We start from the raw sequence: 15048 nt of genomic DNA on the forward strand, positions 1-15048 counted from the left end.
AACCCATCATCCAACGAGGCACTGACATTCAAGCGAGACCGCCGGCCCAAACTGATCGTGGCCGGCTGGTCCCCTACTCCCGCCAGCTCGTACTCCCGCCAACTCGATTTCGCCGAGTTCCGCCGGATCGCGGACCTCGTGGGCGCCTACCTGATGGTGGATGGCGCATTTCGCCGGACTGGCGGCCGCGGGACTGCACCCGAACCCGGTGCCCTTCGCCGACGTCGTCACCGCCACGCACAAGACCCACGGCGGTCCCCGCGGCGGCGTCATCCTCGCCAAGGAGCAGTACGCCAAGAAGATCAACAGCGCGGTTTTCCCGGGCCAGCAGGGCGGCCTGCTGGAGCATGTCATCGCCGCCGCCAAAGCCGTGGCATTCAAACTCGCAGGCTCCCCGAATTCAAGGAACGCCAGGAACGCATCCTGCAGGGATCGAAGCTGTTGGCCGAATGCCTCCTCCAGGAGGACATTGCCGCAGCCGGCATCTCCATGGTCAAGGCACCATTAATAAAGACGGCGGGGACGGCACCCCAGTGGGCGCATCGCTCAACGAAGCCACCGTCGTCGAACTCCCCGCCCGCGTGACCACGCTGGCAGAACGAATCTGACCTGACTAGAGCAGCCCAGCGAGCACCCAACAGCGCCCGAAGCACAGAAAACCTTGCATTCGCATGTTGGCATTGTGACCCAAACAGCCCGGCGCCGCAGAAGTTATCCACAGGCGGTCAATTGGCCGCGCCAAGTGCGGGAACGTTCGCTGGAAACCCACATTAAGTGGGAGAGGAGCCCTCACCTCCTGCACCCCGGCATAGACCACAAGGCGCATCAACAACCTCCACTGGGCCCGTGGTCTCAGTTATGCCGGGGAATTGGATCTGCTGCGCATCAACAATAGCCGGCCCTGGCGGCTGGCTTGCCGAACGTATACGGAAAAGCGCAATAGCGGAGATAAGAACCAAGCGACGTTCGTCACCACCGAAGGCCATGCCTCGTGGAACGCCCCGTTGATGATGAAGGCACTGGCGCCAAGGAGATTCGCCGTCTGGAAGGCCCTGCAGGTTTTCAGCCAACCCATGGAAACCGCCAGAAAGGCCCTGAGGATCGCAGCGGCGCCGGCCCAGCCAGCGATGCGCAGTGTGGAGGACGTATACACGGTGGCACCCCAGCTTCGCGGCCGAGTCCTCGGTGTACACGCCCAAACCTGGCAGCACTGCTTCGCTTTGCTCAGCCCCGAACGGGCAGAAGCCGTTCCCCAGCTTCAGCGTTCGATCGGATCACTGCACTTCGTCGGCGACTACACCTCCGAGACAGCCGGCACCCACGGGGCCTACACCGAGGCTGAACGCGTTGCTGCACTGATTCGGGACTCCCTGCGGCACACGGTTTAGGGTCGACACAGCGGCATGGGCTTTTGCGGGCTCATGCCGCTCGGGGTCTATGCGTCCGGGCCTATTTGGGCTAGAGGGCGGCGAGGCGGGTGGCCAGGTGCAGCGCGGCGAGCCGGCCCGTGCCGCGGGGGTCGCCGCCGCAGAGCGAGAAGATCCGCTGCAGCCGCTGATGCATCGACTGGCGTTCCAGGTGAAGCTCCCTCGCGGCCTGTGCGGTATTGCAGCCTGAATCCAGCCAGACCCGCAACGTCTCCATGAGGGTGGAATGACGCTGGTCATCGTGCTCGATGATGGCGCCGAGCTGCTGGCGGACAAACTCCGAGCGCCGCGCCTCATCCAGGGAGTGGAATGCGAACCGTTCCAGCGCGAGGGCCTCGGCGTCGAGCACGGCCCCGGTCTGTCGCGGACCGGCTGGGTGATGCCCGTCCTCCACCCCCAGTTCCAACGTCAGGCGGGCCTCCCTCAGGGACCACGGCGCGGCAGAAATCCCGGCAGCCACCGGACCCACCGCGCTGATACTTCCTTCGGGCAGTTCAAGCGTCCGCAGCCCGGCCAGAATGTCCTTCCGGTCTTCCTGCGCCTTGCCGGGGCGCAACACGGCCAACGCCAGCAGCTCCTCATTGTCCGCGTAACTGGCGCTGTGCCGCCCCACCCGGTCCAGCAGCTGCTCCACGGCCGTGCGGAGCTGCCGGGAACCAGGGGACCGGATCACCACTGCCACCAGCTGCGCAGCCAGGGGGATCCCGGCGGCCGGGGCCAGCTGTTGGAGCCGCCAGTTTTGCGAGCCGGAATCGACGGCGCGGATCAGCGCGGCACCCGCCATGTCCTTAAGTCCGGGCGGCATGCGCTGCAGCAGGGCCAGTGCCAGAATGTCCACCGAGCGGTTCCCCGCGATCCTCGCCAGGTTCACATCGCCCCCCGCCACGGTGTGGAGGCTCAGACGCGCCGACGGTATCCCCCGCACTGAAACGTCAATGTGGGTGGTCCGCGCGTGGTCCTGCTCGGCATCGGCGGTGTCCGGAGGGCCGGCCTCCGCGGCATGTTCAGCAGGCAGTGCGCTTGCCAGCGGAGCGCCCGAGTTGGATGTCAGGACCACTTCCGCGCCGGTAGCCTCGGCGAGGACGGCCAGGATCCGGTCAAGGCTGCCGCCATGGGCCAGCTCCACCGCCATCGTGTGGCTTGCCCGGTCAGCCTGCTGCAGGTGCGCAGCTGACTCGCTCACCAGCAGCGAGTTGATGGCCTCCATGACGCCGACAAAGGGCACCACTTTGCGGAGCTCTATCAAGGGAAGCCCGGCGGCTTCCGCTGCTCCCACCATCGAGGACGGAATGGAGGGCAGGACAGGCCCCGTCTCGATGGCCAGCGCAGCCACGCCACGTTCCGCCAGCTCCCAGATGTAGCCAATACGCCGTCTATCCGTTGCCGTGGCAAGGGCCTGGCCGCCGGTGAGCAACAGTTCACCGCCGCCAAGTAACGGGGCGATGTCCAATACCTCACTGGAGTGAATCCAGCGCAGCTGCGTTTGGGCCGCGGTAGCAGCCGCCGCACGGATCACAGGATCCGCTGGCGTGAGGGTTGAATGTTTCAAAACATCCTGAAGGGATATGGGCATGACACTCCGTCGCATGAATAGCCGATCTTCATGACACATTGTATGTGGTGGATGTGGCGTAAGCCACATAATCTGGGTTTATCCCTTTTACTCATGGAGGCTTCCCCATGCAAGACAACCTCTCCACTAAGCAGCCGGAGTCGGCAATGACGCCGACCGAGGACTGCGAAGCCTGGCTCCAGCCCATTCCCGAGTCCCAGCGCACGCACAAAGTTTCCGGCCAGTTCTGGATCTGGGCCGGTGCAAACCTTGCACCGATCAACTGGGTGCTCGGCGCCCTCGGCATCCACCTCGGCCTCGGCTTCGCCGACACCGTCACCGTTCTGGTTTTGGGGAACCTGATCGGCATGCTGCTCTTCGGCTGCTTCGTCCTGCTCGGCCAAAAGACCGGCGCCACCGGCATGGTCCTGGCCCGGGCAGCCTTCGGCCGCCGCGGCAACTACCTCCCGGCCACCATCCAGGCGGTCCTGGTGATCGGCTGGTGCGCGGTCAACACCTGGATCATCCTTGACCTGGTCATGGCCCTGTTCGGCACGCTCGGCTGGGTTGATCCCACTGCCCACAACTACGCCTGGAAGATCGGTGTGGCCACCGCCATCATGGCCGCACAGGTGGCCATCGCCTGGTTCGGCTACAAGGCCATCGCCGCGTTCGAAAAGTGGACCGTGCCGCCTACCATCATCATCCTGGCCGTGATGTCCGCCGTGGCCTGGTTTGGCATGAAGATCGACTGGGGCTACGCCGGCCCCGCCGGGCAGATCCTTGAAGGCTCAGACCGCATCGCCGCCATGAGCGCCGTGATGACAGCCATCGGCATCGGCTGGGGCATCACCTGGTTCACCTACGCCGCCGACTACTCACGGTTCGTCAGCACCGAAGTCCCCAAGAAGAAGGTCTACCTGGCCTCTGTCCTGGGCCAGTTCATCCCCGTGGTGTGGCTCGGCATCCTCGGCGCCAGTCTCGCCACCAACAGCGGTGAGATCGACCCCGGCAAACTCATCGTCCAGAACTTCGGCGTCCTCGCACTGCCCGTGCTGCTGATGGTGCTGCACGGACCCATCGCCACCAACATCCTGAACATCTACACGTTCTCGGTGGCAACCCAATCGCTGGACATCACCATCAGCCGCCGCAAACTCAACCTGTTCGTCGGCGTCTTCTCCCTCGCCGCCGTCATCTTCTTCATCTTCCAGGAAGACTTCGCCACGGTACTCGACGCCTGGCTCATTGGCCTGGTCGCCTGGGTTGCCGCTTGGGGCGGAGTCATGCTGGTTCACTACTTCTGGCTCGAGAAGCGTCATCCGGGCAACCCGGAAAGGCTCTTCGACGCAGTGGGCACCAAGCGGCTCCCCGACGTCAACTGGGCCGGCGTGGTCTCCCTCCTGGTGGGCATCTTCGCCACGTGGCTGTTTATGTACGGACTGGTTCCCGCCATGCAGGGTCCCATTGCGGTAGCCCTGGGCGGCTGGGATCTCTCCTGGCTCGCAGGCGGCCTCGCGAGTGCCGGCAGCTACGCCGTCCTGGGCCCGAGGTTCCACCGCAGGCACCTGGACTCCGCTTTGCCGGCGGCCACAGTTGCCAAGGCGACCGCTGACCTCCGCTTCGCCACCCGGCCCAGCGCACCGGCCGGACACTGACAAAACCACCACACACAAAGAAGCGCCCGACGGCGGCAGCCCTCACCTGCCGCCGTCGGGCGTTTTGAGTTACGTGGGACCGTCAGGCGACGCCCGCGGCCAGCACGCGCTTGACGTCGTCCTCGTCCGGGTAGGCGGCCTGGGTTCCCTTGCGGGTGGTGGCGAGCGCGGCAGCGATCGAGGCGAAGGCTGCCGCGTCGGCCAGTGCCGCGCCGGCGGCCAGGCGCGCGGCCACAGCTCCGGTGAAGGCGTCCCCGGCGCCGGTGGTGTCCACCGCGTTGACCTTGACGGGTGCAATCTGGACAAGCTGCTGGTCCGGGGCGGCCAGCGAATCGAGCACCACGGAGCCGTTGGCCCCAAGGGTGACGAGGACCCGCTGGAGCCCCCGCCCGGCAAAGCGAAGCCGGACAGCTTCCCAGTCGCCGGCATCCGCGTCGCTGCCGGGAATCTCGGCGGAACCAAGGAACTGCGACGCCTCATGGGCGTTGACCAGCAGGACGTCCGTCAGGTCCGCCAACCGCTGCGGGATCTCCGCATAAGGCGAGAGATTGAGCACCACCGTTGCGCCGGCGTCGTGCCCTGCCTGCGCGGCGGCGAGCACAGTCTCTGTGCTCACTTCGAGGCAGAGGGTGACCACGGCGGCGCCGTCGAGGACATCCGCTGCCGCGGCGACGTCCGCGGGCGACAGGGTGCCGTTGGCGCCCGCCGAGATGATGATGTTGTTCTCACCGCTGGCGTCCACGGCGATGACGGCGACACCCGTCTCCGCCGAGGCGGTCCGGACATGCGCGACGTCGACGCCCGCGCCGGCGGCGGAGGAGAGCAGCATCTCCCCGTTGGAATCGTCGCCCACGGCACCGACGAGGCGGACATCCGCACCCAGCCGGCTCGCCGCGACCGCCTGGTTGGCGCTCTTGCCGCCCGGGTTCACGGCGAAACCGTTGCCGTGCACGGTCTCACCGGGCAGCGGCAGCCGCTCGCAATAGATGGTCAGGTCCGCGTTCAGGGACCCGACGACGACGATCCGGCCTTCGGACTCTTCCGCTGCGGGGCTCATTCGGTCACCTCAGCCTCGACCGGCTTGGGGATCAGGAGCGAGGCCGCGAAAGCGGCAACCGTGATGACGAGGCCGGTGACCACAACGTTCAGGTAGGACGCCTTCGCATCACCGAGCGCCGACGTCGCCACCAGCACGGCGGGCAGCACCAGGAAGCTGAGTCCGGCGCCGAGGTTGAAGGCGCCCGCGTTCATGCCGGGCAGGAATCCCGGGTTTCCGGCGGGTGAGAGGACAACTCCGAGTCCGTTCAGCATGATGTTGACCGTACCGGCGTACATGATGCCCAGCAAGACCGTTCCGGCGATCATCATGGGCAGGCTGGAGAGGCCGAAGAACGCGATGATGGCCAGGGCCACGATGCTGCCCAGCATGCCGATGCGCAGGACCCTGGTGTAGCCGAGGACCGGCGCGAGTTTGCCGCTGAGGGGGCCCACCAGCCAGCCGAGCAGGGCGTACGGGGTGAGGATGATCAGCGACATTTCGGTGGGGCCGATGCCGAATCCCGGGTCCGCGGCCTGCACGTACGCCGGCACGATGCCGTTGATGACGGCGAAGATGCCGGTCATGGTCAGGGTGGTGGTCAGCAACGGCGCCCAGGTGGAGCGCTGGCGCAGGTGGACGGTTTCCACCATCGGCTGTTTGGCGCGCTTTTCCACCGTCCAGAAGGCGTAGAACGCGGCCACGGCAACCACCACCAGGCCGATGGACAGCATCAGCGTCCCGGGCTCGAAGGCGCCCACCAGCTTGGAACCCTCGTTGAGGGCCGTCAGGAGGGCTCCCACCGCAACCACGATGAAGAACACACCCAGCCAGTCCATGGTGGTGCCTTCGGCCGGCTTGCTTTCGCCGGCGAGGACCGCGATCAGGGCGGTGGCCACGATGGCGAGGACCACCATAAGCCAGAAGATGCTGCGGAAGCCGTAGTGCTCGGCGAAGTAGCCGCCCACAAAGGAGTCGACGCCGGCCACGCCGCCGTTGACCGCGGTGATCAGGCCCATGAGGGTGCCATATTTCTTGGGGCTGCTGACGGCGGAGCGGAGCATGATGAGGCAGAGCGGGACCGTGGGTCCGCTGACTCCCTGGATGATGCGGCCCACGAACAGCCAGGTGACGTCCGGGGCCAGCGCCGCGATGACCGAGCCGACGGCCATCAGCACCATCATGCCGATGAGGATTTTCTTGCGCCCGATGATGTCGCTCAGGCGGGGCAGGAAGAGGGAGAACAGGGCCGCGGCAGTGAAGAACCACGTCTGGGACAGGCCGATGGTGGCCTGGTCGGTGTTGAGCTCCTCGCCCATGGTCACCAGGGCGGGGCTGAGCATGGAGGCGTTGAGCTGGAAGGCCACGCAGGCGGCCAGCAGGGCCACCATCAGGGCGGTGACGTTGCCGGTTTTGGCGTTGGGGCTCGTGAGGGTGGCGCTCATTTCTTGGCCCCGGCGGTTGCTGCTTCGAGGGCTGCGGGTTCGCCGATCCGGACCAGCGCGTCCGTGACCAGGTCCCAGAACTTTTCGTGATCCAGGTCGACGGCCACGGAGGTGGTGCAGTCTTCGGGAGCGGGCGCGCGGAAGTCGGCCACGGTCATGCCGAGCGTCAGGGTGCCCTGCAGCTCGATGTCCACAGGAACCTTGCGGGTGGTGACGATGCTGGGGTCGATCACGTAGGCCACGGCGCACGGATCGTGGACGGGGGGATAGTCGAAGCCCTGGGCGTCCTTGTAGGTCTGGGTGAAGAATTCCATCAGTTCCATCACGAACTGGGCGGGCTTGGTTCCCACGGCTGCGATCTTCTCAACCACCTCCGGGGTGGCCAGTGCCTGGTGCGTGAGGTCCAGGCCCACCATGACTACAGGCCACTTTTCGTTGAACACGATGTGCGCGGCTTCGGGGTCGATGATGATGTTGAATTCGGCCACGGCACTCCAGTTGCCCACGTGGTAACCGCCGCCCATCAGGACAACTTCCTTCACGCGTTCCACGATGCGCGGTTCCTTGCGGGCGGCAAGCGCGATGTTTGTGAGGCCGCCGGTGGGGACCAGGGTGACGGTGCCGGGTTCGTGGGCCATCACGGTGTCGATGATGAGGTCGACGGCGTGCCGCGGGTCCAGTTCGATGGCCGACTCGGGCTGGGCGGGGCCATCCATGCCTGACTCGCCGTGGATGTCCGGCGCGTTTTCGATGGTGCGGACCAGGGGGCGGGCGCAGCCGGCCGCGAAGGGGACGCCGGTAATGCCGGCGATGGTTCCGACGGACAGGGCGTTTTTGGTGACCTTTTCGAGGGTCTGGTTGCCCACCACCGTGGTGACGGCCAGCAGCTCGATGTTCGGGTTGCCGTGTGCGAGCAGCATGGCGACGGCGTCATCGTGCCCGGGGTCGCAGTCGAGGATGATCTTCCGGGGGGCGGGGTTCATCGAATTGGATTCCACGTCTATTTTCTCCACGTCATTGGGGCCTGCAAGAGCAGCGGGCGCACTTATCAGAGTGATCATGACAGCTTCGGACCGCTTGCGTCAAGCGCTTAACGTTGAGAAAGGTCAAGCGCTTGACGCCACTATTTGCCTAGAGAACTGCCGTTTGCAGAAGCGCCAGGCACACACCCCACTAGAGCCGGCCTTTAGGCTCAAGCCATGAATAACACCAAGAGAGCAACGCTCATTTGGTCGCTGGGGGCAGTTATTTTCTCTCTCATCGGCGTCTACACTGCACTGACTTCCTCGGGAGTCTGGTACCAGGTGGTTTTGGCCTTCATCCTTCTACTCGCCGGCTGCGCCTTCGCTGCCAGGGCAGTTCTTACCTTGCGGGCCCAGGCCGAAAGCGGGCCCGACGCTTAAGTAGCGGCTTCTAGGGAACGGTCGGGGGCGGGTTCTCCCCCTACTACGATCGAGGTATGGAATCCGCGGAACAGTTGCAGCAGCCCGCGCGTTCGCGGCGGGTCACGGCGGCCATGGTTGCTGCGCGTGCCGGGGTTTCGACGGCGACTGTTTCGCTCGTGGCCAATGGCAAAACCGCTGGCCGCGTCTCCGAGGACAACATTTCCAGGGTGCGGGCGGCCATCACCGAGCTCGGTTATGTAGTGGACGGGATCGGCAGCTCGCTGGCCAAAGGCGTCAGTTCCATCGTGATCCTCGTGGCCCCGGACATCTCCAACCCGTTCTTCGCCAAGGTGATCGCCGGGGTCCGGGAGTCCCTTGGCGCGGACTACCAGCTGCTGCTGTCCGTCACCGACGCCGGGGAGTTTCCGCAGGCTGACGACGTCCGGAAGCTGATGGCGCTCCGGCCTGCCGGGCTCCTGGTGGATGCCCCCAACGCCGGATTCCTGGAAGAACTCTCGGCCGCCGGGCCCCTGGTCCTGCTCGACGCCCCGGGACTGGAGGCCTACGCCCCGTCGGTCAACCTGGACGTGGCCCATGGAGCCCGCCAGCTGGCGGCGCACCTGGCCGAGGCCGGCCACCGGCGGGTGGCTTACCTGGACAGCGTTACGGGAACGGCAACGTTTGACGTCAGGCGCCGCGCCTTCCTTGCAGAGGCTGACACCCGCGGCATCTCGGTGCCGGCCGACGGCATCATCAGTACCACCATCGACGTCGGCGCGGCAGCGGCTGCCTTCGCCGCCGCCTGGCCGGAGTGGCAGCGGTCCGGGGTCACCGCCGTCGTCTGCGGCACGGACACGCACGCCTACGGCGTGCTGCAGGAAGCACGGGTGGCGGGTCTGCAGATCCCGGGTCAGCTGGCCATCGCAGGCTTCGACGATCTGCCCTACTCCGCCACGAGCAACCCCAGCCTGACCAGCGTGCACCTTCCGGCCACCTCGCTGGGAGTGCAGGCCGGCGGCCAGCTGCGCCGCCTGATGGAAGGCCGCCCGCTGGAACAGCCGCAACTCACGCTCGAAAGCTCGCTGGTGGTCCGCAACTCCACCCGTCCCACGCCCTGGAAATGACCTCTCCCACCCCACCTGCCCCGCCCCCGGCGTAGACACCCCCACCACTTGGGACGCCAGGGTGTCGCACCCCCGCCGTAAGCTGGGAACATGCCGAGTAACTGGGACAGCCTGGACGTCAGCCTCCGCGAATCCGTGCAGGAGAACGTGGAGATCTACGAGCGTGTCCGCCCTGCCCTGAAGCTGGTCACGCGCGATGTCCTCCTGACCCTGCGCCGCATGCTGAAGGACAGCGAAGTGACGCCGCTGTTTGTCACCGGGCGCACCAAAACGGTGGAATCGTTCCGCGAGAAGATTTCCCGGATCGAGGACCCGCTGGAGCCGGGCGGACCGCCGGTGCTGAAGTTCCCGGATCCGTTCCGCACGCTCAATGACATGGTGGGCGTCCGCGTCATCACCAAGCTGCCGGCCGAGAACGCCCTGGCGGCCAACATCATCAAGCGCGAGCGGCAGGTGTTCGACTGCCGCGGGGACCGGGAGAAGGACATCGGCTCCATCGAGTCCGGCACGTACGGCTACTCCAGCCGCCACCTCATCCTGCGCACCATCCAGAACGAGGCCGTCAAGGAGTACCAGCAGGTTTTCAACCCGGACATCCCGGCCAACGGCAGCTACTTCTTCGAGTGCCAGATCCGCACGGTCTTCGCCCACGCCTGGAGCGAGATCGAACACGATATCCGGTTCAAAGCTGAGGACCCGCGCGCCTGGACGCCGCATTTTGACCGCCAGTTCACCGCCACCGCCGCCATGCTGGAAACCGTGGAAAGTGCCTTCGCGGACCTGCACGAACGCTACGAGGAAGTCCGCAGCTACTGGGACATGGACGGCGAGGGCGCCGCGCAGCTTACCCCCAACCGTATCCGCGACGTCTGGCGCACCCTGCTGCCGCACGTGGACCGCAAAGTGGATGACGACTGGGGCTGGGCGGCCGAGCTGATGGCCGCCCATGGCCTGAACCAGACCGTCCAGCTTGCCGGCCTGCTCAGTGCCCAGCGCATCACCGAGGTCCGCAAGGCGCTGGACCACCGCTACTCCCCCGGCCCGGACCGCCTGCTGGATGACCTCCTGCTCTGGCAGTACGGCACCAAACACATCGACCTCACCGCAGAAGCGCCCGACGCCGTCCCGCACCCGCGGCGCGACAGCCTCCTGCGGCGGCTGAAACAGATCGAGCGCTACCGCCAGGCCAAGGCCACGTAGGCGCTGCGAGCCCTAAAAGGAGTCGGTCGCCCGGCTGCAGGATTATTGGCCACCGCGGGCATTCAACTACCCTTGACTCATAGGGGCGGCTGTTGTACGCGGACCCCCGAGGCTTCCGGCTCCCGCCCAGCGGCACGGTCCGGCACCTGTTTTTGCCCCTCTCTGACAAGGATTCCGCCATTTCCACGGACGCATTCTTCGCCTCGCTCACCCGGATCCGCAATGTCATCCTGCCGGTGGCCGCACGGTCCTGGCTGAACACACCCCGCGGACTGCTCACCGGTTTTATCCTGGTGCACCTCGGGTTCCTGATTTTCGGGGCGCTGCTCTCCCTCCGCGGGGAAGCCTTCAGCGACACCTTCATCTACCGCGAGTGGGCCAGGGCAGGATTCAACGATGCGAACCTGACCGGCGGGCCGAGCCCCTGGGTCTACCCCATCCTGGCGCTGATCCCCATGGCGATCGCGGGGGTGGCCGGACCCGGACCGTTCTTCTTTCTTTGGGTGCTGATGACCACCCTCCTCAACGGCTGGGGCTTGGCCAAACTCACGGACCGTGGCCGGAACCAGGACGCGATCCCCGCTGGCTGGTGGTGGTTGATCTTCACGCTGCTGATGGGCTGGCTGGGCTTCGCCCGCGTGGACGGCCTCACCGCACCGATCGTCCTCGTGGCCCTGGCCTATGGTGCAGGCCGCCCGTTCATCGCCTCGGTCATCCTCGCCGTTGCTACCTGGGTCAAGGTCTGGCCGGCGGCCGTGATGCTGGCCCTGTTCGCCGTGGTCAAGAACCGCATGCTGGTGGTGCTGGCAGGTGTGGCGACGTCGGCCGTTGTGGTGGCCCTCGCCGCCGCCGTGGGCAGTGTGCCCAAGCTGCTGAACTTCCTGACCCAGCAGGGCGATAGGGGCATGCAGCTCGAGGCAACCTTCACCACACCGTGGCTGTGGCTGTCCGTGCTGAACGTCGGCGATTCCCGGATGTACATGAACACCGACATCAACTCGATGCAGGTGGACGGCCCGGGCACGGCCGTGATGTCCGTGCTGATGCAGCCGCTGCTGATCCTGGCGGCACTGCTTGTGGCCGGCCTGACGTTCTGGGCGCTGCACAACGGCAAACTGAACCAGGCCGCAAATGGCGCTGGCGTGGACCGCACCGAGCTGCTGCTCGCCGGAGCCCTCACCCTTACCACCGCCTTTGTGGTCTTCAACAAAGTGGGCTCGCCCCAGTTCATGGTGTGGCTGGCGCCCGCCGTTGCCGTGGGACTGGCGCACAGCTGGCGTGAATGGCGGGTCCCCGCGGCCATGCTTATCGCCATCGCCGTGGCCACCTTCTTCATCTACCCGCTGTTCTACGACGCCCTGAGCCACAACAACCCGCTCATGGCGGGCGTGCTGACCATCCGCAACGTCCTCCTGGTGGTGCTGTTCCTGTGGTCTGTCCGGCGCCTGTACTCGCTGGGCAAGAAGACTCCCGCGTCCGTCCCCGCGCTCAAGGAGTCCTGAGATTTCCACGAAGTTCTTCGACCGGCTGGTCAGCGTCCGCAGCACCCTCCTGCCCGCCCGCGTGGTGGACTGGTTCGCCCGTCCGTCCAGCGTCTGGTGGGGCTTCGCGGTCATCCACCTGTACTTCCTGGGCTGGATGGCATCGTTCTTCCTCAACGGCGATACGTTCAGCGACACCGAGCAGTACCGCCAGTGGGCCATGGACGGGTACAACCCGGACAGCCTGGACGGAAAGATCAGCCCCTGGGTCTACCCGGTCCTGGCGCAGATCCCGATCTTCCTCGCAAACATCGCCGGGCCCAGCCTCTACCTGCTCTGCTGGTTCCTGATCATCACAGCCCTCAACGCCGTCGGGCTCGTGTACCTGACCCGCGGACCGCGGAAGGTGCGGGGCATTGCCCCGGCCTGGTGGTGGCTGTTTTTCACCGTTTTTATGGGGTACCTGAGCTTCGCCCGGGTGGAGGGCATCACCGCCCCCATCGTGCTGATCGCGCTGCTCTACGCGGCCGAACGGCCCGTGGTGGCGGGCGTCCTGCTGAGCGTTGCCACGTGGATTAAGGTGTGGCCGGCTGCCGTCCTCGTGCCGATTGTCATCGCCAGCCGGAAGCGGATCCAGGTGCTGGCCTCCGGTGTGGCGGTCACCGCCGTAGTGGGTCTGGGCACGTACCTGACCGGCGGGCTGCCGCACATCATGGACTTCCTCACCAACCAGGGTGAGCGCGGCATGCAGCTCGAGGCCACGTTCTCCACGCCATGGGTGTGGCTGAGCGTCTTCAACATCGCCGGCTCCAAAATGGCGGACAACACGGCCATCAACTCCACCGAGGTCTACGGACCAGGCGCGTCGGTGGCGGCGTTCCTGATGCAGCCGCTGCTGATCGTCGCCGCGGTGGTGGCCGCCATCCTGCTGGTCCGGGCACTGAAACGCGGCGCCGAACGGGAAGAGCTCTTCCTTGAGGGCGCCCTGATGATGACCACGGCGTTCATCGTGTTCAACAAAGTGGGTTCGCCGCAGTTCATCATCTGGCTCGCGCCCGTGATCATCGCCGGGCTGACCCACGACTGGGAGCGCTGGAAGGTTCCTGCGGCCCTGCTGATGGGGATCGCCATGACCACATTCGTGATCTACCCGCTCTTCTACACGCCCCTCATCCACGCAAACCCGATCATGGCCGCCATCCTGACCACCCGGAACGTGCTCCTGGTGGTGCTGCTGTGGTGGTCGGTGAAGCGGACCGCGGAACTCGGCCGAAAGGCGCCGGCGGTTCCGCAGGCGGCCTAACGGGCATATGCGGAGCTGACGCTTCGCCCGCAGACGTCGTTGCAGGTCCCCGATCTAACCCTGGGGGACGCTTTTGGGCCGGTATTCTGCAATCAGTCCGGCGGCCATCCTCCGGGCCCGGCGGGCGGCCAGCTTGTCGCCTTCGGCAGCGGCGATAATTGAGCCCTTCATAAGGATGTGCCAGGAGAGGGCGAACGCCTCTGAGTCCTCCAGGCCGGCTTCATCGGCCAGGATCCGAACCTGCTGGCGGATCCTGCCCAGGTATTCAATGCTCGCCTTACCCAGAGGATGGGCTGCCCCCATTTCCAGCAGCACCTTCACGAATGAACATGCTTCGAATTCATCGTCTTGGAACCACTGGTCGTAAACATCGAAGATGGCCAGCAGCTGGTCCTCAGGGTTCTGCGCCCTGCTCCTGGCCTCCGGGACCACAGATCCCATCATCCACAACTCGTCGCGCCGCTTCAAAAAGGCCAGCACCAAAGCGTCCTTCGACGGGAAGTGCCGATAGAACGTTGCCTTGGCCACGCCTGACGCGCGGATCAGCTCGTCGACGCCGACATCGCGGATCCCACGGCGCGAAAACAATCCGTAGGCTGCCACCACAATTCGGGTGTGGACATCATCAGGAGCTTCGAGATCGTCGGCGAGGGTCCTCATGACAGCGAATTCTACCTTCGCCGTGTCACAAATTGACCCTTATGCTGCGCTGACCCGAGAGCGCCAACGACCAACCCGCTGCCGGGATGAAGGTCCCTGCCAGCCGCCTAGTTCCGTCGCTCCATGGCATCAGCGATCCGCCGCGCTGCCTGGATCACAACATCGCCGTGGTCTTTGCCGGGTGATTCATTGACCCGGGCCAAGGGCATGGCGAGGCAGACAGCGGCGACGATTCCCTGGTCCGTCTGCACCGGCGCGCTGATCGAGCCCAACCCGGGGGTTCGGGTACCAACGGACTCGATCCAGCCCGTTGCTGCCAGTTCCGCCAAGGCGTCCTCGTCGCCGGCCAGGAGCCGTCCGCTGGATCCTTGGGGCAGCGGCAGCCTGGAGCCGGGCGGCAGCGTGGCGCGGAGTTCGTGGCGGCTGTCGGCGCTGAGCAGGCAAACGCGGTCACCGCCGCGCCGTACCCACAGCTGCGCGGTCTCGCCGGTGGAATCCCTGAGGTCGTTCAGGACCGGCACGCCAGCATTCTCGAGTGCTGACCGGACAAAACGGTCCCCCAGCCGGAAAGCACCGCCCTCGCTGCGGCGCAGGAATCCGTAGTCGGCGAGCTGCAGTGCAAGCCTGTGGGCCGTCGACAATGACAGGCCGGTCCGCCGTGACAGTTCACTCGCTGACACAGCTGACCGGCCTACGGCATCGAGAATTGCGGCGGCACGTTCGAGGGTGCGGTTGCTTCCGTTGGTATCAGGAGACGGCATATGGCCAGCTTATGAC

General features: G+C 65.9%; 14 protein-coding genes and 1 pseudogene. 8 read left to right on the forward strand and 7 right to left on the reverse strand.

The window, feature by feature from the left end:
- Nucleotides 1–36: 36 nt before the first annotated feature.
- A pseudogene (locus tag J2808_RS06750) lies at nucleotides 37–495 on the forward strand (serine hydroxymethyltransferase); the annotation flags it as partial.
- Nucleotides 496–856: 361 nt separating this feature from the next.
- On the opposite strand, the gene J2808_RS22345 reads toward J2808_RS06750, so the two are convergent.
- Nucleotides 857–1075, reverse strand: a complete 219-nt coding sequence (locus tag J2808_RS22345; RefSeq protein ID WP_463675843.1) for a hypothetical protein — start codon at nucleotides 1073–1075, stop codon at nucleotides 857–859.
- Between J2808_RS22345 and J2808_RS06755 the strand changes: the two genes are divergently transcribed.
- A complete protein-coding gene (locus J2808_RS06755; protein ID WP_309813512.1) occupies nucleotides 1008–1388 on the forward strand; it encodes an FAD-dependent oxidoreductase in 381 nt (126 codons plus the stop codon). The two genes, J2808_RS22345 and J2808_RS06755, sit on opposite strands and share 68 nt — an antisense overlap.
- 70 nt (nucleotides 1389–1458) lie before the next feature.
- On the opposite strand, the gene J2808_RS06760 is transcribed toward J2808_RS06755, so the two are convergent.
- Nucleotides 1459–3000, reverse strand: a complete 1542-nt coding sequence (locus J2808_RS06760) for a helix-turn-helix domain-containing protein (protein WP_309813515.1) — start codon at nucleotides 2998–3000, stop codon at nucleotides 1459–1461.
- 107 nt (nucleotides 3001–3107) lie between these two features.
- Between J2808_RS06760 and J2808_RS06765 the strand changes: the two genes are divergently transcribed.
- Nucleotides 3108–4637, forward strand: a complete 1530-nt coding sequence (locus tag J2808_RS06765; RefSeq protein ID WP_309813518.1) for a purine-cytosine permease family protein — start codon at nucleotides 3108–3110, stop codon at nucleotides 4635–4637.
- 82 nt (nucleotides 4638–4719) lie between these two features.
- On the opposite strand, the gene J2808_RS06770 is transcribed toward J2808_RS06765, so the two are convergent.
- The 3 genes from J2808_RS06770 to uriH are packed head-to-tail and all read right to left on the reverse strand — an operon-like array spanning nucleotide 4720 to nucleotide 8101.
- Nucleotides 4720–5694: a ribokinase gene (locus tag J2808_RS06770; protein ID WP_309813521.1), complete on the reverse strand. Its 975-nt coding sequence runs from the start codon at nucleotides 5692–5694 to the stop codon at nucleotides 4720–4722.
- Nucleotides 5691–7118: a uridine transporter UriT gene (uriT, locus tag J2808_RS06775; protein ID WP_309813523.1), complete on the reverse strand. Its 1428-nt coding sequence runs from the start codon at nucleotides 7116–7118 to the stop codon at nucleotides 5691–5693. Before uriT ends, J2808_RS06770 begins: the two co-directional genes overlap by 4 nt.
- Nucleotides 7115–8101, reverse strand: a complete 987-nt coding sequence (uriH, locus tag J2808_RS06780; protein WP_309814227.1) for a uridine-preferring nucleoside hydrolase UriH — start codon at nucleotides 8099–8101, stop codon at nucleotides 7115–7117. Before uriH ends, uriT begins: the two co-directional genes overlap by 4 nt.
- 216 nt (nucleotides 8102–8317) lie before the next feature.
- Here uriH and J2808_RS06785 point away from each other — a divergent pair, with 216 nt between their 5' ends.
- The 5 genes from J2808_RS06785 (at nucleotide 8318) to J2808_RS06805 (ending at nucleotide 13611) form a co-directional block, all read left to right on the forward strand.
- A complete protein-coding gene (locus tag J2808_RS06785; RefSeq protein ID WP_309813526.1) occupies nucleotides 8318–8521 on the forward strand; it encodes a hypothetical protein in 204 nt (67 codons plus the stop codon).
- 56 nt (nucleotides 8522–8577) lie between these two features.
- Nucleotides 8578–9627: a LacI family DNA-binding transcriptional regulator gene (locus J2808_RS06790; RefSeq protein WP_309813528.1), complete on the forward strand. Its 1050-nt coding sequence runs from the start codon at nucleotides 8578–8580 to the stop codon at nucleotides 9625–9627.
- A 90-nt stretch (nucleotides 9628–9717) separates the two neighbouring features.
- Nucleotides 9718–10827: a GTP pyrophosphokinase gene (locus J2808_RS06795; RefSeq protein WP_309813531.1), complete on the forward strand. Its 1110-nt coding sequence runs from the start codon at nucleotides 9718–9720 to the stop codon at nucleotides 10825–10827.
- A gap of 215 nt (nucleotides 10828–11042) precedes the next feature.
- Nucleotides 11043–12329 carry a glycosyltransferase family 87 protein gene (locus J2808_RS06800; protein ID WP_397428010.1) on the forward strand — a complete coding sequence of 429 codons (1287 nt, stop codon included), beginning with the start codon at nucleotides 11043–11045 and terminating at the stop codon, nucleotides 12327–12329.
- Nucleotides 12330–12390: 61 nt separating this feature from the next.
- Nucleotides 12391–13611, forward strand: a complete 1221-nt coding sequence (locus J2808_RS06805; protein ID WP_309813534.1) for a glycosyltransferase 87 family protein — start codon at nucleotides 12391–12393, stop codon at nucleotides 13609–13611.
- A gap of 54 nt (nucleotides 13612–13665) precedes the next feature.
- Here the strand turns inward: J2808_RS06805 and J2808_RS06810 are convergent, their stop codons facing one another.
- Together J2808_RS06810 and J2808_RS06815 are read right to left on the reverse strand one after the other, a co-directional pair.
- Nucleotides 13666–14271: a TetR/AcrR family transcriptional regulator gene (locus J2808_RS06810; protein ID WP_309813537.1), complete on the reverse strand. Its 606-nt coding sequence runs from the start codon at nucleotides 14269–14271 to the stop codon at nucleotides 13666–13668.
- Between the two features lie 107 nt (nucleotides 14272–14378).
- Nucleotides 14379–15032, reverse strand: coding sequence for an IclR family transcriptional regulator (locus tag J2808_RS06815; protein WP_309813540.1), 654 nt, complete (start codon nucleotides 15030–15032; stop codon nucleotides 14379–14381).
- Between the last annotated feature and the right edge of the window lie 16 nt (nucleotides 15033–15048).

Source organism: Pseudarthrobacter sulfonivorans, from assembly GCF_031454915.1.
Taxonomy (GTDB): domain Bacteria; phylum Actinomycetota; class Actinomycetes; order Actinomycetales; family Micrococcaceae; genus Arthrobacter; species Arthrobacter sulfonivorans_C.